Raw genomic sequence first — 22187 nt, 5'->3', positions numbered from 1 at the left:
ACCGATGACCGACACGCAGACCCGCCATACCGCCGAAGCGCTCGCGCAGCGCTTCGGTCTCGTTGTCCACGGTGCGCCGGAGACCTCGGTCGCCGGTGTCGCGACGCTGGCCACCGCAACCGCTGGCCAGCTCGCGTTCCTCTCCAACCCGCGCTATCGCCCGCAGCTGGCCGACACCACGGCCGGCATCGTGGTGCTGCGCGAGGCGGATGCGCACGGTTACCCCGGCACCGCACTGATCGCGAAGGATCCCTACGTCGCCTACGCGAAGATCGCCGCGCTGTTCGATCCTGTCAGCGATGCGCCCGTGGGCATCCACACCTCCGCGGTCGTCGATCCGAGTGCGCAGGTAGATGCTTCAGCGTCGATCGGCCCGCACGTCAGCATCGGCGCGCGCAGCCTGATCGGCGCTGGCGCGACCATCGGCGCCGGCTGCGTGATCGGCGAGGATTGTGTCGTCGGTGACGGCAGTCGCCTGATCGCCCGCGTGACCCTGGTCAAGCGCGTGCGTCTGGGTGCCCGCGTCACCATCCATCCGGGCGCGGTACTGGGCTCGGAAGGCTTCGGCCTGGCGATGGATGCCGGACGCTGGATCAATGTGCCGCAGCTCGGCGGTGTGGTCGTCGGCGACGATTGCGACATCGGCGCCAATACGACGATCGACCGCGGCGCACTGGAAGACACCACGCTCGCCGAAGGCGTGCGCCTCGACAATCTGATCCAGATCGGACACAACGTGCGCATCGGTGCGCATACCGCGATCGCGGGCTGCGTCGGCATTGCCGGCAGCACGAAGATCGGCAGTTACTGCCTGCTCGCCGGCAAGGTCGGCGTCGCCGGCCATCTCGAAATCTGCGACAAGGTCGTCGTCCACGCGATGACGATGGTGTCCGCATCCATCACCGAGCCTGGCGAATATTCCGCCGGCATTCCCGCCCAGCCCACGCGCGAGTGGCGGAAGAATGCCGTCCGGATCCGCCAGCTCGATTCGCTCGCGCGTCGCGTCACGGCGCTCGGGAAGGGGGAACCATGACCGAACAGATCACGCTGCCGATCCTCATCGACGGCATCCACAAGCTGCTGCCGCACCGCTATCCGTTCCTGCTCGTCGACCGCGTCGTCGAGTTCGAGCACGGCAAGCGCGTGCTCTGCTACAAGAACGTCTCGGCCAACGAGGAGTTCTTCCAGGGCCATTTCCCCGGTCAACCGGTGATGCCGGGCGTGCTCGTCGTCGAGGCGATGGCGCAGGCCGGCGGCATCCTGACCCATCTGACCAAGGGCAAGGATTGCGAAGGCAATCTGTCGTATCTGGTCAAGGTGGACGCTGCGAAGTTCTCGCGCATGGTGGTGCCGGGTGATCGTCTCGAGCTCGAGGTCACGATCAAGCGCGAGATCCGCAACATGACGATGTACAGCGGCATCGCGCGTGTGGACGGCGAACAGGCGGCATGCGCGGAGATCCTCTGCGCCGAGGTCCCGCGCTGACATGGGCGCTGCGCAGGTCCATCCCAGCGCGGTCGTCGATCCCGGCGCGACGCTGGGCGACGACGTGCGCATCGGTGCGTTCACGCTGATCGGCCCGGACGTCGAGATCGGCGCCGGCACCATCGTCGGACCACACTCCAGCATCCATGGGCCGACGCGTATCGGCCGCGAGAACCACATCCACGGCCATGCCGCGATCGGCGGCGAGCCGCAGGACAAGAAGTTCGCCGGCGAACGCGCCGAACTGGTGATCGGCGACCGCAACACGATCCGCGAATTCGTCACGATCAATCGCGGCACCGGCGACGGTGGCGGCATCACCCGCGTCGGCGACGACAACTGGTTCCTCGCCTACACGCACGTCGCGCACGATTGCGTGGTCGGCAACCGCTGCGTGTTCTCGAACAACGCCACGCTGGCCGGCCACGTCACCGTCGGCGACCACGTGATCCTCAGCGGCTTCGTCGGCATCCACCAGTTCTGCCGGATCGGCGCGCATGCGTTCATCGGCATGGGCGCGTTCGTCAACGGCGACGTGCCGCCGTTCGTGATGGTGGCGCAGGACGGCTACGGCCGGCCGCGCGGCATCAACGCCGAAGGCCTGAAGCGCCGCGGCTTCGACAGCGCACGCACTTCGGCGATCAAGCGCGCCTACCGCGCCCTGTACGTGTCGGGCGATTCGCTGGCCGATGCGCGCGTGCGTCTGGAAGAGATGGCGCAGGGCAGCGAAGACGTGCGCGCGTTTCTCGATTTCATCGAGGCAGGCGATCGTCCGCTGCTGCGTTGACCGCTTCTGCGGCACGACGATCCGTCGATGTCGCACAATGCCACCGTGTCCAGTCCCGCGCCCGCATCCGTGTCCCTGATCGACGACCGCACGTCCGGTGCGCCGCTGCGCATCGCACTCGTCGCCGGCGAAGCATCCGGCGACCTGCTCGGCGCCGGCCTGATCGAACAGCTGCGCGCGCGCTATCCGCAAGCGATCTTCGCAGGTGTCGGCGGCGATGCGATGCGCGCGGCCGGCATGGAAACCTGGCACGACGCGTCCGAACTCGCGGTCATGGGGCTGTCGGAAGTGCTGCGCCATCTGCCGCGCCTGCTGCGATTGCGCAAGACGTTGTGCGCGCGCCTGATCGACTGGCGCCCGGATGTGTTCATCGGCATCGACGCGCCCGATTTCAATCTGGGTCTGGAGCGCACGCTCAAGGACCGCGGCATCCGCACCGTGCATTACGTCAGCCCGTCGATCTGGGCCTGGCGACAGGGGCGCGCGGCGAAGATCGGTCGCAGCGCGGACCTCGTGCTGTGTCTGTTCCCGATGGAGCCGCCGATCTATGCGACGCATGGCGTCGACGCGCGCTTCGTCGGTCATCCGCTGGCGGAGATGGTGGCGCTGGAGCCCGATCGCGCCGCCGCGCGCGATGCGCTCGGGCTGCCGCAGGACGCGCCCGTGCTGGCGGTGTTGCCGGGCTCGCGCCTTGGCGAGATCGGCCGGCTCGGCGAGGTGTTCCTCGATGCCGCCGCGCGTGTCGCCGCCGCCCTGCCCGGCCTGCAGATCGTCGTGCCGGCCGCGAACGCCGGCTGCCGCGCCGCGATCGATGCATTGCTCGCACACCCCCGCTTTTCCACGCTCGATGTGCGCGTGCTTGACGGCCAGGCGCGCGCCGCGATGGTGGCCAGTGATGTCGTGTTGCTCGCCTCGGGTACCGCGACGCTGGAAGCATTGCTGGCCAAACGCCCGATGGTGGTTAGCTACCGCATCGCGCCGAGTACCGCGTTTCTCGTGCGCCTCTTCAAACTGATGAAGGTCGATCGCTTCTCGCTGCCCAACGTGCTCGCCGGTCGTACGATCGCGCCGGAGTTCATGCAGGAAGACTGCACGCCCGAAAACCTGTCCGCCGCGGTGCTGCACTGGTTCTGCGATCCAGCTGCCGCCGATGCGCTGCAGCCGGTCTATCGCGATCTGCATCTGCAGCTGCGCCAGGGCGCATCGGCGACCGCAGCCGATGCCGTCGCGCGTCTCGCCGTGCCCGCGCTGCCTGCGCCTTCCGCACCCGGGCAGACGTTGTGACCCGACGCCTGCGTATCGCCGGTGTCGACGAGGCCGGGCGTGGGCCGCTGGCCGGACCGGTCGTCGTCGCGGCGGTGATCCTGCATCCGAAGCGCCCGATCGACGGCCTAGACGATTCCAAGAAGCTGACGGAAAAACGTCGCGAGGCCCTCTACCCACAGATCGTCGAACGGGCGCTGGCGTGGCGGGTGGAGTTCGTCGATGTCGACGAGATCGATCGCATCAACATCTTCCAGGCGACGATGGTCGGCATGGCGCGCGCAGTCCAGGCGCTCGCGCCCGCGGCCGAACGCGTGCTGATCGACGGCAACCGCCTGCCGCGCGGCCTGCCCTGCCCCGCACGCGCGATCGTCGGCGGCGACGCGATCGAGCAGTCGATCATGGCGGCCTCGATTCTCGCCAAGGTCGCGCGCGATCGCGCGATGGTCGAACTGCATGCGCAGTTTCCCGATTACGGGTTCGACCGGCACAAGGGCTACAGCGCGCCGACGCATCTCGCCGCGCTGCTCGCGCACGGCCCCTGCGTGCATCACCGCCGCAGCTTCGCACCGGTGTCGCGTCTGCTGCCCGAAGCCGTGTCGGATGTCATCGCCGAACCCACGACCGCAGACCTGTTCGCCGAGCCATTGCCGGCCTGATTTCCGCGCGCCGGACGCCCACGACTGAACCGTTCCCGGTGAGCCGGCACACCCCCGCCGCGCCAGAGCGCGCCCCGCTCCCTGTCAAGCCTTGTCCGGCCCCCGCCCCGGCCCTAACCTGACCCTCCGGTTGCCACGCCCCTGCAATGTCCGCGCGCTTCGCCCACCTGCACGTCCACAGCGAATACTCGCTCTCCGATTCGACGATCCGGATCAAGGAGCTGGTGAAACGCTGCGCCGCGCTCGACCAGCCGTCGGTCGCGCTGACCGATCGCAACAATCTGTTCGCGCTGGTGAAGTTCTACAAGGCGGCCGAGGGCGCAGGCATCAAGCCGGTGATGGGCGCCGACATCTCACTCGCCGAAGGCGACGAACCGGCCTCGACGCTGACCCTGCTCTGCCGCGACCACGATGGCTATCTGTCGCTGTCGCGCCTGCTCACGCGCGCGTGGATGGAAGGCCATCGCACCGATGGCGTCGTCGTGCGCCCCGAGTGGCTGCGCGAGGCGAATACCGGCCTGTTCGTGATCGCGGGTCGTCATGGCCCGGCGGCGAAGCTGCTGGCCGGTGGCCGCGATGATCTCGCCCGGCAGTGGTACGCGCAGTGGCGCGAGGTCTTCGACGATCGCCTGTTCCTGCAGCTCACCCGCTGCGGCTTCGACGACGAAGCCGTGCACAACGCGCTCGCGCTGCAGGTGTCGTCCGACCTGTCGCTGCCGGTGATCGCCGGCAACGACGTGCGCTTCCTCGATGCCGAAGGCTTCGACGCGCACGAAGCGCGCGTGTGCATCTCGACCGGCCGCGTGCTCGACGATCCGCGCCGACCGAAGCTCTACACGCGCGAGCAGTACCTGAAGTCGGCCGATGAGATGGCCGCGCTGTTTTCCGACGTGCCCGATGCGATCGACAATACGCTCGCGCTCGCGCAGCGCTGCAATCTCGAACTGCGCTTGGGCACCTACTACCTGCCTGCGTATCCCGTACCGAGCGACCACACGCTCGACACCTGGATCCGCTCGCAGTCGCACGATGGTCTGGTCGAGCGTCTGGAGAAGTATCCGGTCGCGGCCGGACACACGCGCGAGAGCTACATCGAACGCCTCGATGTCGAGCTCGACGTCATCTGCAAGATGGGGTTCCCCGGCTACTTCCTGATCGTCTCCGACTTCATCAAGTGGGCCAAGGAACACGACATCCCCGTCGGCCCGGGCCGTGGTTCCGGCGCCGGCTCGCTGGTCGCATGGGCGCTGAAGATCACCGACATCGATCCGCTGCCCTACGACCTGCTGTTCGAGCGCTTCCTCAATCCCGAACGCGTGTCGATGCCCGACTTCGACATCGACTTCTGCATGGACCGCCGCGACGAGGTCATCGACTACGTCGCCGCGAAATACGGCCGCGACCGCGTCAGCCAGATCATCACCTACGGCACCATGGCCGCGAAGGCCGTGGTGCGCGATACCGGCCGCGTGCTCGGCTATCCCTACGGCATGGTCGACGGCATCTCCAAGCTGGTGCCGCCGACGCTGGGCATCGGTCTGGAAGACGCGCTCGGACGCACCGACAAGTCGCGCAGCGACGATGCCTGGCGCTCCGATGAACTGATCGCGCGTTACAACGACGAGGACGATGTCCACGATCTGCTCGATCTCGCATTGCAGCTCGAGGATCTGACCCGCAACGCCGGCAAGCACGCCGGCGGCGTGGTGATCGCGCCGTCGCCGCTCAGCGATTTCTGCCCGCTGTTCGCCGAACACGACGAAGGCGGCCGCGGCCGCAATCCGGTCACCCAGTTCGACAAGGACGACGTCGAGACGATCGGCCTGGTGAAGTTCGACTTCCTCGGCCTGCGCACGCTCACGATCATCGACTGGGCGGTCAAGGCGATCAACGCGCGCCGCGCCACCGCGGACGAAGCGCCGCTCGACATCGCCGCACTGCCGCTCGACGATATCGAAAGCTACAAGCTGTTCGCGCGCGGCGACACGGTTGCGGTGTTCCAGTTCGAATCGCGCGGCATGCGCGAGCTGCTCAAGCGCGCGCAGCCCGACACGTTCGAAGACATCATCGCGCTCGCCGCGCTGTTCCGTCCCGGCCCGCTGGGTTCGGGGATGGACAAGGAATGGGTCGACCGCAAGCACGGCCGCACGGACGTGAGCTATCCGCATCCGTCTCTGGAACCGGTGCTGTCGCCGACCTACGGCGTCATCGTCTACCAGGAACAGGTGATGCAGATCGCCCAGGTCCTGGCCGGCTATTCGCTGGGCGGCGCGGACATGCTGCGTCGCGCGATGGGCAAGAAGAAGCCCGAGGAGATGGCCAAGGAGCGCGCCAAGTTCGAAGCCGGCGCGGCGGCGAACGCGGTGGACCCGGTCCAGGCCACGCAGATCTTCGACCTGATGGAGAAGTTCGCAGAGTACGGCTTCAACAAGTCGCACTCCGCCGCCTACGCGCTGGTCGCCTACCAGACGGCGTGGTTGAAGGTGCATTACCCGGCCGAATTCATGGCCGCGGTACTGTCGTCGGACATGGACAACACCGACAAGGTCACCGGCTTCCTGACCGAAGCGCGGACGATGGGCCTGGACGTGCTGCCGCCCGACGTCAACGCATCGGCTTACATGTTCGAGGCCATCGATCCGCAGACCATCCGCTACGGGCTCGGCGCAGTGAAGGGCGTCGGCCGCGGCGCCTGCGAGAACATCGTCGAGGCGCGTGTGCAAGCGGGCGTGTTCCCCGACCTGCTGGATTTCTGCCGCCGCGTCGATTCCTCGCGCCTCAACAAGCGCACGCTCGAAGCGCTGATCAATGCCGGTGCGCTCGACGCGCTCGGCAAGAACCGCGCCTCGCTGATGCTGCAGCTGCCCGAGGCGCTGAAGGCGACCGACCAGCTTGCGCGCAACCGCAGCGCCGGCATCGTCGACATGTTCGGCAGCAGCGTCGGCGACAGCGATGCGCTGCATATCGATCTGCCCGAGTGCGAGGAATGGCCGCTCAAGCAGAAACTCGACGGCGAGCGCGACACGCTGGGCCATTACCTCAGCGGCCATCCGCTCGATCCCTATCGCGACGAACTGCAGGCGCTGGTCGGCACCGATCTGGGCCAGCTCGACAGCCTGTGGGCGGCGCGCGACCAGAAGGGCGGCGGCAACAGCTGGCGTCCGGAAACCCAGGTGATCATCGCCGGCCAGGTCGGCGCGATGCGCAAGCGCGGCGACTCGCAGGCCTTCGTGCTGCTGGAAGACGGTCGCGGCCGGCTCGAATGCGGCTTTTTCGCCGATGCCAGCAGCGAGTACGCGCATCTGCTGACGCGCGACCGCATCCTGATCGTCGAAGGCGGCCTGCGCGAGGACGAGTTCAGCGGCGGCTTCGCGCTGCGGGTGAAGCGTTGCTGGGATTTCCACACCGTCTGCCCCGAGCACGCGCGACGGCTGTCGCTGCGTCTGGACCTGCGCGTGCCCGGCACACTGGCGCGCGTGGAGCAGGTACTGGCCCAGCATCGCCCCGGCAAGACCCCGCTGCGTCTGGACCTGCTGCTGGAGGCCGGCAGCGCCGGCACGCTCGACGTCAACGGCGCGCACTCGGTGCGCGTGGACGCCGAGCTGCCCGGCACCCTGCGCGCCCAGGCCGGCGTGCGCATCGCCAGGCTGGACATCGCCAAGCCCTGGGCCAACTGAGCGCAAACTGCGCCGCATCCGGCTCCGCAACATCCGCCAACATGCGGCGATCTGCGATCCAGACGCCCTCGTACGGCCCCAATGGGCGCTCTCCGCTAGACTGTCGCCCTTTCCGGCTCCGGCCGGGCCCGCGTGGCGCACTGCGCCCGGGTCCGCACCGCGGTCGCCTCCCAACGGACGGCTCTCCCGAATGAATCCGAATTACCTCGACTTCGAACAGCCCATCGCCGATCTCGAAGCGAAGATCCAGGAACTGCGCCAGGCCAGCGACGGCCCGGCGGTCAATATCGACGCCGAGCTCGCCACGCTGCGCGACAAGCTGCGCAAGCGCACCGCGCACATCTTCCGCGACCTTACGCCGTGGCAGGTCTCGCAGCTCGCCCGCCACCCGCAGCGCCCGTACACCAACGACTACATCCGCAGCATCTGCGACGAGTTCGAGGAACTGGCCGGCGATCGCGCCTATGCCGACGACGCCGCGATCGTCGGTGGTCTGGGCCGCATCGACGGCCGCAGCGTGGTGATCATCGGCCACCAGAAGGGCCGCGACACCAAGACCAAGGTGCGCCGCAATTTCGGCATGCCGCGCCCCGAGGGCTACCGCAAGGCGCTGCGGCTGATGAAGATGGCCGAGCGCTTCAAGCTTCCGCTGCTGACCTTCATCGATACGCCGGGCGCGTATCCCGGCATCGGCGCGGAAGAGCGCGGCCAGTCCGAAGCCATCGCCCGCAACCTGCTGGAAATGGCCGAACTCAAGACCCCGATCATCTGTACCGTGATCGGTGAAGGCGGCTCGGGCGGCGCATTGGCGATCGGCGTCGGCGATCGCACGCTGATGCTCGAATACAGCACCTATTCGGTGATCTCGCCCGAAGGCTGCGCGTCGATCCTGTGGAAGGACGCAGGCAAGGCGCGCGACGCCGCCGAGCAGCTCGGCCTCACCGCCAAGCGGCTCAAGTCGCTGGGCCTTGTCGACAAGGTGGTGCGCGAGCCGATCGGCGGCGCGCACCGCAATCCGCGCCAGACCGCGACGCGCCTCAAGGCCGTGCTGATGAACGAACTCGACCAGCTGGAACAGTTGCCGGTCGAGACGCTGCTGCAGCGCCGCTACGAGCGCCTGCGCAGCTATGGGGCGTACGAGGCGGCATAAGGGAGCGACACGATGGGGCCGATCCTGCTGCTCTCGATCCTGCTGCAGATCGGCTGCGGCGTGCACGTGGTCCGCACCGGCCGCCCGCTGTACTGGATCTTCATCCTGCTGATCGGCTCCTACATCGGCGTGCTGGTGTATCTGCTCGCCGAAGTGTTGCCCGAACTGCGCAGCAACCGCGGCGCGAACCGTGCGCTGGGACGCGTGCGCGACCGGATCGACCCCACGCGCCACACGCGTGCGGCCAGCCGCGATCTGGAGATCGCCGACACGCTCGACAACCGCCGCCGGCTCGCCGAGCGCAAGCTCGACGATGGCGACTACGCCGCCGCCGAGACCCTGTATCGCGACGCGCTGCGCGGCCTGTACGCGACCGACCCGACGCTGATGCTCGGGCTGGCGCAGGCGCAGTTCCATCGCGGCGAACCCTCCGCCGCGCGCGAGACACTCGACGCGCTGATCGCCGCGAACCCGGACTTCCGTTCGCACGACGGCCATCTGCTCTACGCCCGCGCGGTCGAAGCCGGCGACGATTTCACTGCCGCCGTCGAAGAGTACGAAGCGCTGATCCAGGATTACCCCGGCGAAGAAGCCCGCGTCCGTTACGCGGGCCTGCTGCAACGTCACGGGCAGACGGACAGGGCCCGGACGCTGTACGCCGACACGCTGCGCCGCGTGGATCTGGCGCCTGCGTACTACCGCCGCGAGCAGCGCGAGTGGGTCGACATCGCCAAGCGCGAATCGCGCGCCTGACGCATCACCACGCGCGCAGGTACTGGTCCGGCGTCTCGATCTCGACGCCCAGTTCCCGCGCCGCGCGACGCGGGAAGTAGGGATCGCGCAGCAATTCGCGCGCCAGCAGCACGAGGTCGGCATCGCCTTCGGCGACGATGCGCTCGGCCTGCGCCGGCGTCGTGATCAGGCCGACCGCGCCGGTTGCGATACCGACCTCGTCGCGGATACGCCGTGCGAAGGGCACCTGGTAGTCCGGCACCGCCTCGATCGACTGCAGCGGCGACAGGCCACCACTCGAGGTATCGACCAGGTCCACGCCGCGATCCTTCAGCAAGCGCGCGAGTTCGACGCTCTGCTCGACATCCCAGCCACCTTCGACCCAGTCGCTCGCCGAGATGCGCACCCACAGCGGCAGGCGTTCGGGCCAAACGCCGCGTACCACGTCGACGACGTCGAGCACCACGCGCACGCGATTGTCGAAACTGCCACCCCAGGCGTCGTCGCGCGTGTTAGACAGCGGCGACAGGAACTGGTGCAGCAGATAGCCGTGCGCGGCGTGGAGTTCGGCAACTTCGAAACCCGCGGCCAACGCGCGCAACGCACTCGCGCGGAAATCGTCGACGACCTGCGCGATGCCGGCCACGTCGAGCGCCTGCGGCGCCGGATACTCCGCGTTGTAGGCCAACGCCGACGGCGCCACGACCTGCCAGCCGCCCTCGGCGACCGGCACCGCGCTGCGCCCGCGCCACGGCACGGCCGTGCTGGCCTTGCGTCCGGCGTGGCCCAGCTGGATCGCCGGCACCGCGCCCTGCGCGCGGATGAAGTGCGCGATCGGCGCCCAGGCCTGCACCTGCGCGTCGTTCCAGATGCCGGCGTCCTGCGGCGAGATCCGGCCTTCGGGCGACACCGCGCAGGCCTCGGTCATCACCAGTCCGGCGCCGCCGACCGCGCGGCTGCCCAGATGCACCCGGTGCCAGTCATCGGGCAGGCCATCGACGGATGCGTACTGGCACATCGGCGAGACCGCGATGCGGTTGCGCAGCGTCAGATCGCGCTGGCGGAACGGGGTGAACAGGGCGGACATGCGGGCACTTCCTGCGAATGCGATCCGCGACTGTAGGCTGCCTCGCGCTGCGGGACGACCGCACCACCGGATCGCTGCATCGCGTCCGTGCGCGATCCTCGCCGCTCGCCGGAGAAACGCGGAACGCGCCTGCCTCGCTACCATGTCGGCATGCCGATCGATCTGCCGCTGCCGGACCTGCCGCCTGATGCACATGGCTGCCTCGTCGTCGGCTACAGCGGCGGACTGGATTCCAGCGTGCTGCTGCACGCACTCGCCCAGACGCCTGCGCTGCGCGCGCGAGGCTTGCGCGCGGTGCATGTCCATCACGGCCTGCAGGCCGGCGCGGACGAATGGGCCGCGCACTGCGTGACGACCTGCGGACGTTTCGAGGTGCCGTGCAGTGTGGTCCGGGTCGACGTGGCGCGTGACAGCGGCGAAGGTCCAGAAGCGGCTGCACGTGCCGCGCGGCATGCCGCGTTCGCCGCGCAACTGGAGCCGGGCGATGTACTCGCCCTCGCCCATCACCGCGACGACCAGGCCGAAACCGTGCTGCTGCGTGCGCTGCGTGCGTCGGGTCCTGATGGGCTGTCAGCGATGCGACCGTTGCGGACGTTCGCGAGCGGGTGGCTGTGGCGGCCGTTGCTCGCGCTGCCGCGTGCGCAACTGTTGGCCTACGCGCAGGCACACGGTCTCGAATGGATCGAGGATCCGAGCAACGCGGTGGATGATGCGGGCCGCAACTTCCTGCGCAATCGCGTGCTACCACTGCTGCGCACGCGCTGGCCGCACGCCGACGCCGCACTGTCGACGGTCGCGGCATTGCAGGCCGAAACCAGCGCTCTGCTGGCTGCCGGCGACGATGCGGCGCTGGCGACGGCGCGGACATGTGATCCGTCCGTGTTGCAACTCGACGCATTGCGCTTGCTCCCGGTCGCGAGGCGCGCGCGCGTCCTGCGTCGCTGGATCGCGGAACTTCAATTCCCACCACTGGCGGCGCGCGCGATCGACTGGTGCAACGCCGACATCGACACCGGCCGCGCGGATCGCGGGCCCCGCTTCGACTGGGCCGGGCATCGCCTGCAACGCTGGCGCTGTCTGCTGCAGGCCGCGCCGATCCGGGCGCCGCTGGATGCCGGCTTCGCCGCGCAGTGGAATGGCGGTGCACCGCTGCAGCTGCCCGATGGCGGCCGGCTGTGGCTGGACGGCGCACCGGATGACCGCGCGTGGAGCGTCCGGGCCCGTCACGGCGGCGAGCGCATCCGCCTGCCCGGCCGTGCGCACACGCACGCGCTCAAGCACGTGCTGCAGTCGCTCGGCGTGCCGCCCTGGGTCCGCGCGCAGCTGCCGGTGCTGGTCGATGGCGACAGCCGCGTGCTGGCCGCCGGCGATCTCGCCTTCGACGCCGGCTTCGACGCCTGGCTGCGCGACGGCGACCGCCGGCTGCACTGGTCGCCGCCCGGCACCATGCACACGGTACTCGACGCGCCGATCGCTTAAAATCCGCGGATGCCGAAGAAAACCGCTGCCGCCGAAACCAGTCCTGTCGCCGACTTCGAAAACGCCCTGACCCAGCTCGAGACGCTGGTCGAGCGCATGGAAGGCGGCGAGCTGAGCCTCGAAGACTCACTGGCCGCCTACGAACGTGGTGTCGGCCTGTTCCGGCGTTGCCAGCAGGCACTCGAAGACGCCGAACTGCGCGTCAAGCTGCTCAGCGACCCTGCAACGCCCGAACGCGCGCAGCCCTTCGGCGATGCCGCCGTCGACGATTCCGATGCCTGACGCGGCGAGTGACACCGCCGCGCTGATCGAGACCTGGCGCGCACGCACCGACGCCACGCTGCAGCAGGCGCTCGACACCGTCGCCAACGGCGAGCCCCGCCTGCATGCCGCGATGGCGCATGCGGTGCTGTTGGGCGGCAAGCGCATGCGTCCGCTGCTGGTGCACGCGACCGCCCATGCGTTCGGTGCACCTGCGGGCGCCGCAGACGCCGCCGCCGCCGCGGTCGAGCTCGTACACGCGTACTCGCTGGTCCATGACGATCTGCCCGCGATGGACGACGACGCCCTGCGTCGCGGCCAGCCGACCGTGCACGTCGCCTTCGATGAGGCGACGGCGATTCTCGCCGGCGATGCGCTGCAGACCCTCGCGTTCTCGTTGCTCGCCGAAGCACCGCTGGCTGCCGAGGTCCGTCTGGCAATGGTCGCGACGCTCGCGCGTGCGTCCGGCGCGAACGGCATGTGCGGCGGTCAGGCGCTCGATCTGGCAGCGACCGGCGACGGCGCTTCCATCGGCGTGGCCGCACTCGAACGCCTGCATGCGATGAAGACCGGTGCGTTGCTGCGGGCCGCCGTCGCGCTGGGCGCACTCGCTGCAGGCGTGGATGCAGGCACGCACGCGCGCCTGGACGATTTCGCCGATGCGCTGGGCCTGGGCTTCCAGATTCGCGACGACCTGCTCGACATCGAAGGCGACAGCGCAACGCTCGGCAAGACCGCCGGCAAGGACGTCGCGCAGGACAAGGCGACGTTCCCCGCGTTGATCGGCGCCGAGGCTTCGCGCGCGCGCCTCGATGCTCTCGCGATGCGCATGCAGGACGCGCTGGTTCCGTTCAGCGAGACCACCGCTCCGCTGGCGGCGCTCGGCCGCCGTGCGATCGAACGCGATTACTGAAGCCGGGGCGCGCTCGCGCCCGCGCCTCATCAGACTCAGCTGCCGAAGAACCGGATCGTCAGCGGATGCCGGTAGTGCTCGCCGTTCAAGGCACGCACCGCAGCGACAATGCTGCTGATCAGCCACAGCATCGCGAGGCCACACGCCGCTGCCACCAGCATCAGACCGGCAGGCAGGGTCACGATCGCGCCGATGCCGAGCGTCAGCACCGTGGCGCCGAGCAGGCCGATGGCCGCGACGAAGATCGCGCAGGCGTAGAGGCACATGCTCAGATGGAAGTTCAGCGCGTCGCGCGCATGCGCGGCGACGAAGGCGTCGTCGTCGCGCTTGGCCAGGTAGACCACACCGGCCACGAGCGCGCCGGCGATGCCCGACATCCAGCTCGTCAGCAGCGCGAGCACCAGTGCGCCGATATGCATCGCCGCCGCCCAGTGGCGGCTGTCGCTGGCAGGCAGGGTCTGCGGAAAGGATGCGGTCTGCATGGGACACCTCCGGTCGTGGATCGTGCATGCAGCCTGTGCGTTCGCTGGACGCCGCGCCAGACGCGGACGTCACCCGGACTTCCGGCACCCCCTCAACGCAACAGGCCCCGGCGCGGACGCCGGAGCCTGTGCGGTGCAGCCGGCTTGATTGCTTACTTGATCAGACGCAGCGCAAAGGGATAGCGATAAGCCACCCCATCGTTCGCCTTCATCGCGCCGACGATGGTCATTACCAGCCAGGCAATGCCGAGCAGCAGGCCGATCGGCATGGTCAGCACCACGCCCAGGCCGAAGGTCACCACGGTGATCAGCAACAGCACGACGCCGACAATCAGCAGGGTGATGTTGAAGTTCAGCGCCTCGCGCGCCTGGTCGGCGGCGAAGGGCATGGTGTCCTTCTTGATCAGCCAGATCACCAGCGGACCGACGATGTTGCCGATGCCGCCGGTGAACAGACCGGTCAGCGCTGCCAGATGGCCGAACAGGCCCCACTGGCGTTCTTCCGCGGACGCAACGCCGGCGGGGGGAGGCGGTGCAGTGGTGTACTTGTCGAACTCGCTCATGCGGGACGCCTCGGGTTGGATGAAAAGGATTACAGGTCGCAGCCTTGCGGCGCACTGTTCAGGGATGCAGGACAGCCGTCAAGTGCGCCAACGTCACTCGCCGCCGGCAACGGTCATGCGGCCGAGCAGGATCGAGCCCGTCCGCACATGCGAGCGCGGGTCGATGTCGCTGCCCACGGCTTCGATGGTGGCGAACATCTGTCTCAGATTGCCGGCGATCGTGATGCCGTCGACCGCGTGGCGGATTTGGCCGCCCTCGACCCAGAATCCCGATGCGCCGCGCGAGTAATCGCCGGTCACCGCGTTGACGCCCTGTCCCATCAGGCCGGTGACCAGCAGGCCGCGATCCATGCCGCGCAGCAGATCCTGCAGACCGCCGGCGTTGGCAGGAATCTCGAGGTTGTGCACGCCGCCGGCATTGCCGGTGGTCTGCAGGCCCAGCTTGCGCGCCGAATAGCTGCCGAGCACATAGCGCTGCAGCACCCCGCCTTCGATCAACGACGATTCGCGCGTGGCCACGCCCTCGGCGTCGTAGGCCGACGACTGGAAACCGCGCTCGAGGAACGGGCGCTCGAAGATGTTGAACCAGTCGGGGAACAGCTGCGTGCCGACGCTGTCGAGCAGGAAGCTCGCACGGCGGTACAGCGCGCCGCCGGAGACCGCGCCCAGCAGATGGCCGATCAGCGAGCGCGCGACCTCGGCCTGGAACAGCACCGGATAGCTGCCGGTCGCGAGCGGCCGCGGGTCCAGCCGCGCGAGCGTGCGCTCGGCGGCGCGTCGACCGATCGAAGCCGGCGCGTCGAGATCGGACTCGGCAAGCGCCACGCTGTACCAGCCCTCGCGCTGCATGTGCTCGCCCTCGCCCGCGATCAGCGCGCAGCCGATGCTGTGGTGGCTGCCGCGTTCGGCGCCGACGAAGCCATGGCTGTTGGCGTAGACGCTCAGGCCCTTCGACGTGCTGACCGACGCGCCATCGGAATTGGCGATGCGCGGGTCGGCATCGCGGCCGGCGGCCTCGCAGGCCAGCGCGAGATCCACCGCGGCGTCCGCGTCCAGCGCCCAGGGATGCCAGGCGTCGTACTCGTCGAAGCGCCCGTCGGCACCGGGGCGCGCCATCAGGTCGGCATCGGCGAGGCCCGACGCCTCGTCGTCTTCGGTGAAACGCGCGATCGCGCACGCCTGGTCGACCGTCGCGGCGAGGCTGTCCTCGCGCAGATCGGCCGTGCTGGCGGTGCCTTTGCGCTTGCCGAAGTAGACGGTGACGCCGATGCCGCGGTCGCGCGTGGACTCGACGGTTTCGACCTCGCCCATGCGCACATTGACGCTCAGACCGGCGTCTTCCGAGCACGACACCTCGGCCTGGGTGGCGCCGGCGGCGCGGCAACGGTCGAGCAGGCGCTGCGACAGCGCGGCCAATGCGTCGAGGCGGACGGCCGAATCATCGGCCGAATGAACGTCGATCAAGGCGTGGGACATGGGCAATGACTTATCCTGTTGCAATGAGAGGCATAAACGAAGATTCGGGCGAGTACCTGGGCCCCAGCCGCAAGCAGAACCGGCGCGAAGCGCTGGAAGTGCTGTCGCTGGCCGACGACCTGGCTGCACTGTCCGAGAACCAGCTGGGCAAACTGCCCATTCCCGAAGGCCTGCTGACGCACATCGCCGATGCGCGGCGCATCACCTCGCACATCGCGCGCAAGCGACAGCTGGCGTTCCTCGCCAAGCAGATGCGCCGCGAGAGCGACGAGACGCTGGAAGCGATCCGCGACGCGATGGATGCCGGTGGCACCGCCGCACGCGTCGAGACCGCGCAGCTGCATCGCGCCGAAGCCTGGCGCACGCGCCTGCTCGACGACGGCGATGCGGCACTGGCCGAACTGCTCGACGCATATCCGGAAGCCGACCGCCAGCGCCTGCGCCAGCTGGTGCGCAACGCGCTCGCCGAACGCGCGAAGAACAAGCCGCCGGCCGCATTCCGCGAACTGTTCCGCGAGCTGCGCGGCGTGTTCGCGGCCGCGTCGCTGGCGGCGGGCGAAGACGCTGCGGCGGAGGAAGCGCGTCTGGAAGACGAAGCCGACGAACCCGGCAACGGCGACGACGCACCCTGAGTTTGATCTGCCGTCATTCCCGCCTGCGCGGGAATGACGGCACTGTCAGGGCGCAGCCTCAGGCCGCTCCGACTCCCGGAATCCCGATCCCGCATGCCGGCTCTCAAGCCTGCGTGCCGCCGACGGTCAGCTGGTCGATCAGCAGATGCGGCTGGCCCACGCCGACCGGGACGCTCTGGCCGTCCTTGCCGCAGACGCCGACGCCTTCGTCCAGCGCCATGTCGTGGCCGATCATGCGCACGCGCTGCATCGTCTCCGGACCGTTGCCGATCAGCGTCGCGCCCTTGACCGGCGCGGTGATCTTGCCGTCCTCGATCAGATAGGCCTCGGTCGCCGAGAACACGTACTTGCCGTTGGTGATGTCGACCTGGCCGCCGCCGAAGTTCACCGCGTACAGGCCCTTCTTGACCGAGCGGATCATGTCCTGCGGATCGTCCTGCCCGGCCAGCATGTAGGTATTGGTCATGCGCGGCATCACCAGATGCGCGAAGGATTCGCGGCGGCCGTTGCCGGTCGGCGCGACGCCCATCAGGCGTGCGTTGAGCGTGTCCTGCATGTAGCCGGTCAGCACGCCGTCTTCGATCAGCGTCGTGCAATGCGTCGGCGTGCCTTCGTCGTCGATGTTGAGCGAGCCGCGACGGCCATCGAGCGTGCCGTCGTCGACGATCGTGACACCCTTCGAGGCGACGCGCTGTCCGATGCGACCCGCATACGTGCTGGTGCCCTTGCGCGCGAAATCGCCTTCTAGGCCGTGCCCGACCGCCTCGTGCAGCAGCACGCCCGGCCAGCCTGCACCGAGCACGACCGGCATGGTGCCGGCCGGCGCGTCGATCGCTTCGAGGTTCACCAGCGCCTGGCGCAGCGCCTCGCGCGCGAAGCGTTCCGGCTTGCCGTCGCCCAGCAGTTCCTCGTACGAGTACCGCCCGCCGTAACCGGAGTAGCCGGATTCGCGGCGGCCGTTGTGTTCCACCAGCACCTGGATGTTGAGCCGCACCAGCGGACGCACGTCGCCGGCGAGCACGCCGTCGCTGCGCGCCACCAGCACCGTGTCGACGCCGCCCGACAGGCTGACCATCACCTGCTGCACGCGCGGATCGGCCGCGCGCAGCAGGCGATCGACGCGGCGCAGCGCTTCGACCTTCGCCTCGCTGCCGAGCGCATCGATCGGGTCCTGCGCGGGATACAGATCGTGGGCGCGGGTGCGCGCCAGCGCGAGCGGCGCATGCGCGCGGCCATCGCGGGCGATCGCACGCGCCGACTGCGCCGCGCCCAGGAGCGCGACCGCATCGATGTCGTCGGAATAGGCGAAGCCGGTCTTCTCGCCGCTGATCGCGCGGACGCCGACGCCCTGCTCGATCGCATGCGAGCCACTCTTGACGATGCCGTCCTCGACCGCCCAGCTCTCGCGACGCGAGTGCTGGAAATACAGGTCACCGAAATCGATGCCGGGACCGAGCAAAGCGGAGAACGCGCGGTCGAGGCCGGAGGTATCGAGACCGGCGGGCAACAGCAGACGGGATTCGGCCAGCGCGAGCGCGCCGCCGGAGGAAACGGGAGATTCGGACATCCGCCAAGTGTGGGGGCAAAGCCGTCGATGGCAAGCCGAAACTGAACCTGCGGGCCCGCAATCGCCGGCGAAAACGCCTCAGTTCGCCGATTGCGGCCGGGTCGACGGCGCGGTCGCCGGTTGCGCCGCGTCGCGACGTTCGACCACGTCCACCTTCGGGTCCTGCCACGGGCCGCTGACGTGATAGTTGCGCGCGCCCATCTCGGCCAGCGGCTTGCGCAGCACCGCGTTCGCGACCGCGCCCACCGCGGCGCCCACGGGGCCCAGCGTCAGCGCACCGACCGCCGGCAGCAGGTTGCCGGTCTTGGGCAGCACTTCGATGTCCTGGTCGTGCGTGCGCGCAGCGAGATCGGCGCTGCCGCGGATGCGGATTTCCGCCGCCGGCCCGTCGATGACGAGGTTGTCGCCGCGCGCGGTGCCGTTGCCGAAGCGGATGTCGCCGGCGATGCGGTTGAAGCCGAAGCCCTTGCTGAAGAAATCGCGGAAATCGAGCATCAGCCGGCGCGGCAGCTCGGCGACGCTGAGCAGGCCCAGCACGCGACCCGCGCCCGGCTCCACTTCGACCAGTTGCCCGTCGCGCAGCGCGATCTTCATCGCGCCTTCGAGCTGCGCGACCTGGAACGCGTTCGGCGCACCCGGCCAGGCGGCGTCGAAATCCACACGCCCCTGCCCGCCGACGATGCTGCCGGCGAAGCCGAGGCCCGACGCGAGCCGGCCGAAGTTCTCGCTTTCCACGTCGGCCTGGAACGCGGTGCGCGCTGCGTCGCCGCGACCCGTCCAACGCCCCGTCACGTCGATGCGATGGTCCGGCGCGCGGACCTGCAGGTGATCGACGGCCAGCCCGCCGGGAATGCGACGAGAGGCCGCATCCACGCGGCCGAGCACCACGGTGCCGTAGCGCAGATCGTCTACCGCGAGCTGGATCGGCGGCACAGCTGCGGGATCGAGCGTGTCGTCGACCGGCGTCGACGCAGGCACGCCGGCGATCGCGGGCGTGACCGGTGCGGCGATCGCCACGGCGTCCGGCTTCGGTGCCGCCGCCGGCCAGTGCAGGCGCTGCAGCGCGATCGCGACCGGCGCGCCATCGGTATCGGGAATGCGCACGTCGCCAGCAAGCGCGGCGCCGTCGAGGCGCAGATCGGTGCCGGCATCGCGACGCGCGGCGGTGATGCGGGTCTGCCCCAGACGACCACCGGCGAGTCGCAGATCGGCCGTGGTCACGTCGACCTGCTGCAACGCCAGACCATCGCCATCGCCGCCCGCGCCCATCAGGCCGATCCAGTCGAGCACGTCGACCACCGGCGTGCGGCCGAAGACGACGATGCCGGCCGCGGGCGCCGCGGCATCGACGCGCGCCTGCCCCATGTCGACGCGAATGCCTGCACGTGCACCGCTGGTGCGCGCACGCAGCGCCAGCTGATTGCCGAAGCCGACCAGCACATCGCCGGTTCCGAACGGCAGCGGCGCTTCGATGGTCGTGCGCAGCGCGCGCGCGGCCGGCTTGTCGAGCGGCGCCGGCAGTCGCAGCGTCGTACCGACGAGATCGGACCGCAGCAGCAGGCGTGCGGCAGGCGTGCCCGCGGTCGCGGGCGCATCGGGAACGGAGACCTGCACCTGCCACGGCGCGTGACCGCGGACATGTGGGCGCAGCCACGCCAGATCGGGCGCACGCGCCAGCAGCGCGCTCGCATCGAGCGGCATGTGGAGTTCGCCCTCGAACGCGTTGGCGCGCTGGCGCACGTGACCGTGACCTGCGCGCAGTGCGAGCGTGCCGGCCTGCCCGTCCTGGTGCGCCTCCAGCGCGTCGGCATGGAATCCGGTCTGGTCGAACGCCACCGGGCCACGTACGTGTTCGAACGCGATGTCGAACCGCGATTCGCGCATCGCGACGCCTTCGAGCTTCACTTCGCCATCGAGCCGCATCGGCGCGCCATGCCCCGCGACCACCGCCACCGCCACGTGCGCAGGCCCCACGACGTCGAGCGCATCGAGCGTTTCCCTGTGCGCGGTCTGGAACGGGCTCTGCCGCATCAGCGCGAGCAGTTGCTTCGCATCGGCCTGCGCCGTTGCGGCGACTTCGACCGGACTCTCGCCGTAGTTGGAGATTCCGGCGACGACATCACGCAGCGGCACGCCGACCAGCTCACCGGTCGAGGGCTCGAGCCGGAAGCCGTCGTTGATGAAGCGCACATGGCCGCCGAGCTTCGTCATCGCCGGCCAATCGTCCTGGAAGCGGATCGTCGCATCGGCGATGTCGCCTTCGGCGAAGAACACGCCGCGGCGGTCCTTGCCATCCTCGACGCCGAACGGCCAGTCGTCGAGATCGCCGGCGACGATGCCGCGACCGTTGCGCACGGTCCCCGCCACCAGCGCCATGTCCAGCCATTCGCGCGCGGCGGCCGGCATCGTGTGGTGGACCCAGAATTTCTTCGCGACCGGAATCTGCGCCGCGTCGACATCCGCCGCCAGATCCAGTCGCGGACGCGTGCCGTCGCCGTCGAACGACAGGCCGCCGCGCGCATCGGCCGCATAGCCGTCGCCTTCCACGCGCAGGCCCGGCGTCTGAATGCGCCACGCGCCGCCATCGCGCCAGCCGGCGATCTCGCCCGTGAGCCGCAGCGGATGCGGCACGCCGAAACCGGAGGGCCAATCGAACACCAGGCGCGCATCAGGATCGGGGCGGAACACCACGCCCTGTCCGTCACCAAGCAGCGTGCCGCCGAGGCCATGCAGGCCCGGGCGATCCGCCACCGGCGAGAATCCGAAATCCTCGATCCGCGCCGACACCCGCACCGGCCCGCCCGCACGCGCGGCGAAGTCGACATCCGACAGCACCGCATGCGGCGCTGCGGCCTGCAACCAGGCGCGCAGTGACGGCGTCACGCCATCGCCGAGCGCAGCCAGCGCGATCAGCGGCGCGACTTCGACGCGCGCCGCCTGCATCGCCCAGTGCTGTCCGCCCGCGACCACGAGACCATCGAGCACCTGCTCGCGGCCCTGCTGCGTCACCCGCAGCGTCGGCGCATCGAGACGCCAGTCACCATCGGCATGCGTCCAGTGCAGGCGCGCGGTTGCTCCCTCGAAGGCAACCGTAGGTGCATCGCCCGCCGCCCGCGCCACATCGCCGGCGCGCTGCAGCGAGAGCGCATCGAGCGCCACCTCGCCGGTGATCGCTTCGACCTTGCGCGCACGCAGGTCGAGCCACGCGGTCACGCTGCCATGGCCTTCGCGGATCGCGACGCCGCTGGGGGCAAGCAACGGCGACCACAGCTGCAGATCATTGCGTGGCATCGCAATGTAGGCGCGGCCATCGCCCTGCGCGCGCAGCAGCTCCAGACGCAGATCCAGCGGCGTGCCGTCGGCCTCGACCCACGCGCGCGCCGCGGCGCGTACGCGACGCCGGTCGACCTGCATGCGCAGATCCACGCGCGGCAGCGTATGTGCGATCGACAGTGACGGCGCATCGATCGTCAGCCGCGCGTCGACCACCTGCAGCTCACCCAGTCCCTGCAGCGCATCGAGCGGATCGTCTTCGGCGTGGGCCGCGCCCGGCAGGCCGCGCACCTGCCAGCTGCCATCGTCGTTGCGTTGCAGGGTCAGCTCGATGCCGTGCAGCCGAAGCTCCGTCAGCGAGCGGCCCGGCAACAGGCCCGAGTACTGCGCGACCTGGATCTCGGCCGTACCGATCGGCACCGCGGTATCGGGATCGCCAAGGCGCAGGCCGGTCACGCGCAGCAGCGGACCGCGACGCGTCCACGTCGCATCGAGCGTGTCGAACGCGACCGGCCGACCGGCACGATCGCTGAGCCAGGACGCGACCGTCTGCGGATTGCGCTCCAGCCACGGCAATGCGACCTGCGCGGCCACGACCGCGACCAGCGCCATCGTCACCAGCACGGCAGCCGCGAGATACCACGCGCTGCGCCGCACGTGGTGCAGGCGCGTCGCCCAGGTGGCGGTCATGCCTGTGCCCA

18 protein-coding genes are annotated in these 22187 nt (G+C 69.4%); 12 read left to right on the top strand and 6 right to left on the bottom strand.

Going from position 1 to position 22187, the window contains the following annotated elements:
* The first annotated feature begins 4 nt into the window (after positions 1-4).
* From lpxD to AC3A4E_RS07815, 8 genes are all read left to right on the top strand, one after another.
* A complete protein-coding gene (lpxD, locus tag AC3A4E_RS07850) occupies positions 5-1033 on the top strand; it encodes a UDP-3-O-(3-hydroxymyristoyl)glucosamine N-acyltransferase (protein WP_487630943.1) in 1029 nt (342 codons plus the stop codon).
* Positions 1030-1485 (top strand): 3-hydroxyacyl-ACP dehydratase FabZ, encoded by a 456-nt coding sequence (fabZ, locus tag AC3A4E_RS07845; protein WP_232137712.1) that lies wholly within the window; start codon positions 1030-1032, stop codon positions 1483-1485. The genes lpxD and fabZ overlap by 4 nt, the downstream gene beginning before the upstream one ends.
* A 1-nt stretch (position 1486) precedes the next feature.
* A complete protein-coding gene (gene lpxA / locus AC3A4E_RS07840) occupies positions 1487-2272 on the top strand; it encodes an acyl-ACP--UDP-N-acetylglucosamine O-acyltransferase (protein ID WP_232137713.1) in 786 nt (261 codons plus the stop codon).
* Positions 2273-2299: 27 nt separating this feature from the next.
* Entirely contained in the window at positions 2300-3556 is a 1257-nt protein-coding gene (gene lpxB, locus AC3A4E_RS07835) for a lipid-A-disaccharide synthase (protein WP_487630942.1), read from the top strand.
* The gene (rnhB, locus tag AC3A4E_RS07830; protein WP_232137715.1) at positions 3553-4194 is read left to right on the top strand and encodes a ribonuclease HII; all 642 of its coding nucleotides are present in this window, start codon (positions 3553-3555) and stop codon (positions 4192-4194) included. The genes lpxB and rnhB overlap by 4 nt, the downstream gene beginning before the upstream one ends.
* Positions 4195-4340: 146 nt before the next feature.
* Positions 4341-7871, top strand: a complete 3531-nt coding sequence (dnaE, locus tag AC3A4E_RS07825) for a DNA polymerase III subunit alpha (protein WP_487630941.1) — start codon at positions 4341-4343, stop codon at positions 7869-7871.
* A 190-nt stretch (positions 7872-8061) separates the two neighbouring features.
* Complete coding sequence (locus tag AC3A4E_RS07820) at positions 8062-9021, top strand: acetyl-CoA carboxylase carboxyltransferase subunit alpha (protein ID WP_232137718.1); 960 nt, start codon at positions 8062-8064, stop codon at positions 9019-9021.
* A gap of 12 nt (positions 9022-9033) precedes the next feature.
* Positions 9034-9774: a tetratricopeptide repeat protein gene (locus tag AC3A4E_RS07815; RefSeq protein WP_487630940.1), complete on the top strand. Its 741-nt coding sequence runs from the start codon at positions 9034-9036 to the stop codon at positions 9772-9774.
* 4 nt (positions 9775-9778) lie between these two features.
* On the opposite strand, the gene AC3A4E_RS07810 is transcribed toward AC3A4E_RS07815, so the two are convergent.
* A complete protein-coding gene (locus AC3A4E_RS07810) occupies positions 9779-10840 on the bottom strand; it encodes an NADH:flavin oxidoreductase/NADH oxidase (RefSeq protein ID WP_487630939.1) in 1062 nt (353 codons plus the stop codon).
* A gap of 150 nt (positions 10841-10990) precedes the next feature.
* Here AC3A4E_RS07810 and tilS point away from each other — a divergent pair, with 150 nt between their 5' ends.
* From tilS to AC3A4E_RS07795, 3 genes are read left to right on the top strand one after another with little or no spacing between them, the layout of a single operon-like run.
* Positions 10991-12319 (top strand): tRNA lysidine(34) synthetase TilS, encoded by a 1329-nt coding sequence (tilS, locus tag AC3A4E_RS07805; RefSeq protein ID WP_487630938.1) that lies wholly within the window; start codon positions 10991-10993, stop codon positions 12317-12319.
* A 9-nt stretch (positions 12320-12328) separates the two neighbouring features.
* Entirely contained in the window at positions 12329-12601 is a 273-nt protein-coding gene (locus tag AC3A4E_RS07800; RefSeq protein WP_487630937.1) for an exodeoxyribonuclease VII small subunit, read from the top strand.
* Positions 12594-13493 (top strand): farnesyl diphosphate synthase, encoded by a 900-nt coding sequence (locus AC3A4E_RS07795; RefSeq protein WP_487630936.1) that lies wholly within the window; start codon positions 12594-12596, stop codon positions 13491-13493. Before AC3A4E_RS07800 ends, AC3A4E_RS07795 begins: the two co-directional genes overlap by 8 nt.
* Before the next feature lie 35 nt (positions 13494-13528).
* Here the strand turns inward: AC3A4E_RS07795 and AC3A4E_RS07790 are convergent, their stop codons facing one another.
* From AC3A4E_RS07790 to pmbA, 3 genes are all read right to left on the bottom strand, one after another.
* Positions 13529-13975, bottom strand: a complete 447-nt coding sequence (locus AC3A4E_RS07790) for a DUF4870 domain-containing protein (protein WP_487630935.1) — start codon at positions 13973-13975, stop codon at positions 13529-13531.
* Between the two features lie 152 nt (positions 13976-14127).
* Entirely contained in the window at positions 14128-14538 is a 411-nt protein-coding gene (locus tag AC3A4E_RS07785; RefSeq protein ID WP_487630934.1) for a DUF4870 domain-containing protein, read from the bottom strand.
* Positions 14539-14631: 93 nt separating this feature from the next.
* Positions 14632-16014: a metalloprotease PmbA gene (gene pmbA, locus AC3A4E_RS07780; RefSeq protein WP_487630933.1), complete on the bottom strand. Its 1383-nt coding sequence runs from the start codon at positions 16012-16014 to the stop codon at positions 14632-14634.
* A gap of 23 nt (positions 16015-16037) precedes the next feature.
* Here pmbA and yjgA point away from each other — a divergent pair, with 23 nt between their 5' ends.
* The gene (gene yjgA, locus AC3A4E_RS07775) at positions 16038-16646 is read left to right on the top strand and encodes a ribosome biogenesis factor YjgA (RefSeq protein ID WP_487630932.1); all 609 of its coding nucleotides are present in this window, start codon (positions 16038-16040) and stop codon (positions 16644-16646) included.
* Positions 16647-16749: 103 nt separating this feature from the next.
* Here yjgA and tldD read toward each other — a convergent pair whose 3' ends face one another.
* Both tldD and AC3A4E_RS07765 read right to left on the bottom strand, forming a co-directional pair.
* Positions 16750-18213: a metalloprotease TldD gene (tldD, locus tag AC3A4E_RS07770; RefSeq protein ID WP_487630931.1), complete on the bottom strand. Its 1464-nt coding sequence runs from the start codon at positions 18211-18213 to the stop codon at positions 16750-16752.
* Between the two features lie 78 nt (positions 18214-18291).
* Positions 18292-22176: a YhdP family protein gene (locus AC3A4E_RS07765; protein WP_487630930.1), complete on the bottom strand. Its 3885-nt coding sequence runs from the start codon at positions 22174-22176 to the stop codon at positions 18292-18294.
* Positions 22177-22187 lie beyond the last annotated feature (11 nt).

It is taken from the genome of Luteimonas sp. Soil_N_1, assembly GCF_057656255.1.
The sequence above is the reverse complement of the archived record's forward strand: the minus strand, read 5'-3'. Positions and strand labels throughout refer to the sequence as shown.

What these genes read in the sequence shown, in the direction of transcription:
- AC3A4E_RS07790 (WP_487630935.1), bottom strand. Translation starts at nt 13,975, where the DNA reads ATGCAGACCGCATCCTTTCCGCAGACCCTGCCTGCCAGCGACAGCCGC.
- AC3A4E_RS07815 (WP_487630940.1), top strand. Translation starts at nt 9,034, where the DNA reads ATGGGGCCGATCCTGCTGCTCTCGATCCTGCTGCAGATCGGCTGCGGC.
- AC3A4E_RS07765 (WP_487630930.1), bottom strand. Translation starts at nt 22,176, where the DNA reads ATGACCGCCACCTGGGCGACGCGCCTGCACCACGTGCGGCGCAGCGCG.
- pmbA (WP_487630933.1), bottom strand. Translation starts at nt 16,014, where the DNA reads ATGTCCCACGCCTTGATCGACGTTCATTCGGCCGATGATTCGGCCGTC.
- AC3A4E_RS07785 (WP_487630934.1), bottom strand. Translation starts at nt 14,538, where the DNA reads ATGAGCGAGTTCGACAAGTACACCACTGCACCGCCTCCCCCCGCCGGC.
- dnaE (WP_487630941.1), top strand. Translation starts at nt 4,341, where the DNA reads ATGTCCGCGCGCTTCGCCCACCTGCACGTCCACAGCGAATACTCGCTC.
- tilS (WP_487630938.1), top strand. Translation starts at nt 10,991, where the DNA reads ATGCCGATCGATCTGCCGCTGCCGGACCTGCCGCCTGATGCACATGGC.
- yjgA (WP_487630932.1), top strand. Translation starts at nt 16,038, where the DNA reads ATGAGAGGCATAAACGAAGATTCGGGCGAGTACCTGGGCCCCAGCCGC.
- lpxA (WP_232137713.1), top strand. Translation starts at nt 1,487, where the DNA reads ATGGGCGCTGCGCAGGTCCATCCCAGCGCGGTCGTCGATCCCGGCGCG.
- AC3A4E_RS07810 (WP_487630939.1), bottom strand. Translation starts at nt 10,840, where the DNA reads ATGTCCGCCCTGTTCACCCCGTTCCGCCAGCGCGATCTGACGCTGCGC.
- lpxD (WP_487630943.1), top strand. Translation starts at nt 5, where the DNA reads ATGACCGACACGCAGACCCGCCATACCGCCGAAGCGCTCGCGCAGCGC.
- tldD (WP_487630931.1), bottom strand. Translation starts at nt 18,213, where the DNA reads ATGTCCGAATCTCCCGTTTCCTCCGGCGGCGCGCTCGCGCTGGCCGAA.
- AC3A4E_RS07820 (WP_232137718.1), top strand. Translation starts at nt 8,062, where the DNA reads ATGAATCCGAATTACCTCGACTTCGAACAGCCCATCGCCGATCTCGAA.
- lpxB (WP_487630942.1), top strand. Translation starts at nt 2,300, where the DNA reads ATGTCGCACAATGCCACCGTGTCCAGTCCCGCGCCCGCATCCGTGTCC.
- AC3A4E_RS07795 (WP_487630936.1), top strand. Translation starts at nt 12,594, where the DNA reads ATGCCTGACGCGGCGAGTGACACCGCCGCGCTGATCGAGACCTGGCGC.
- fabZ (WP_232137712.1), top strand. Translation starts at nt 1,030, where the DNA reads ATGACCGAACAGATCACGCTGCCGATCCTCATCGACGGCATCCACAAG.
- AC3A4E_RS07800 (WP_487630937.1), top strand. Translation starts at nt 12,329, where the DNA reads ATGCCGAAGAAAACCGCTGCCGCCGAAACCAGTCCTGTCGCCGACTTC.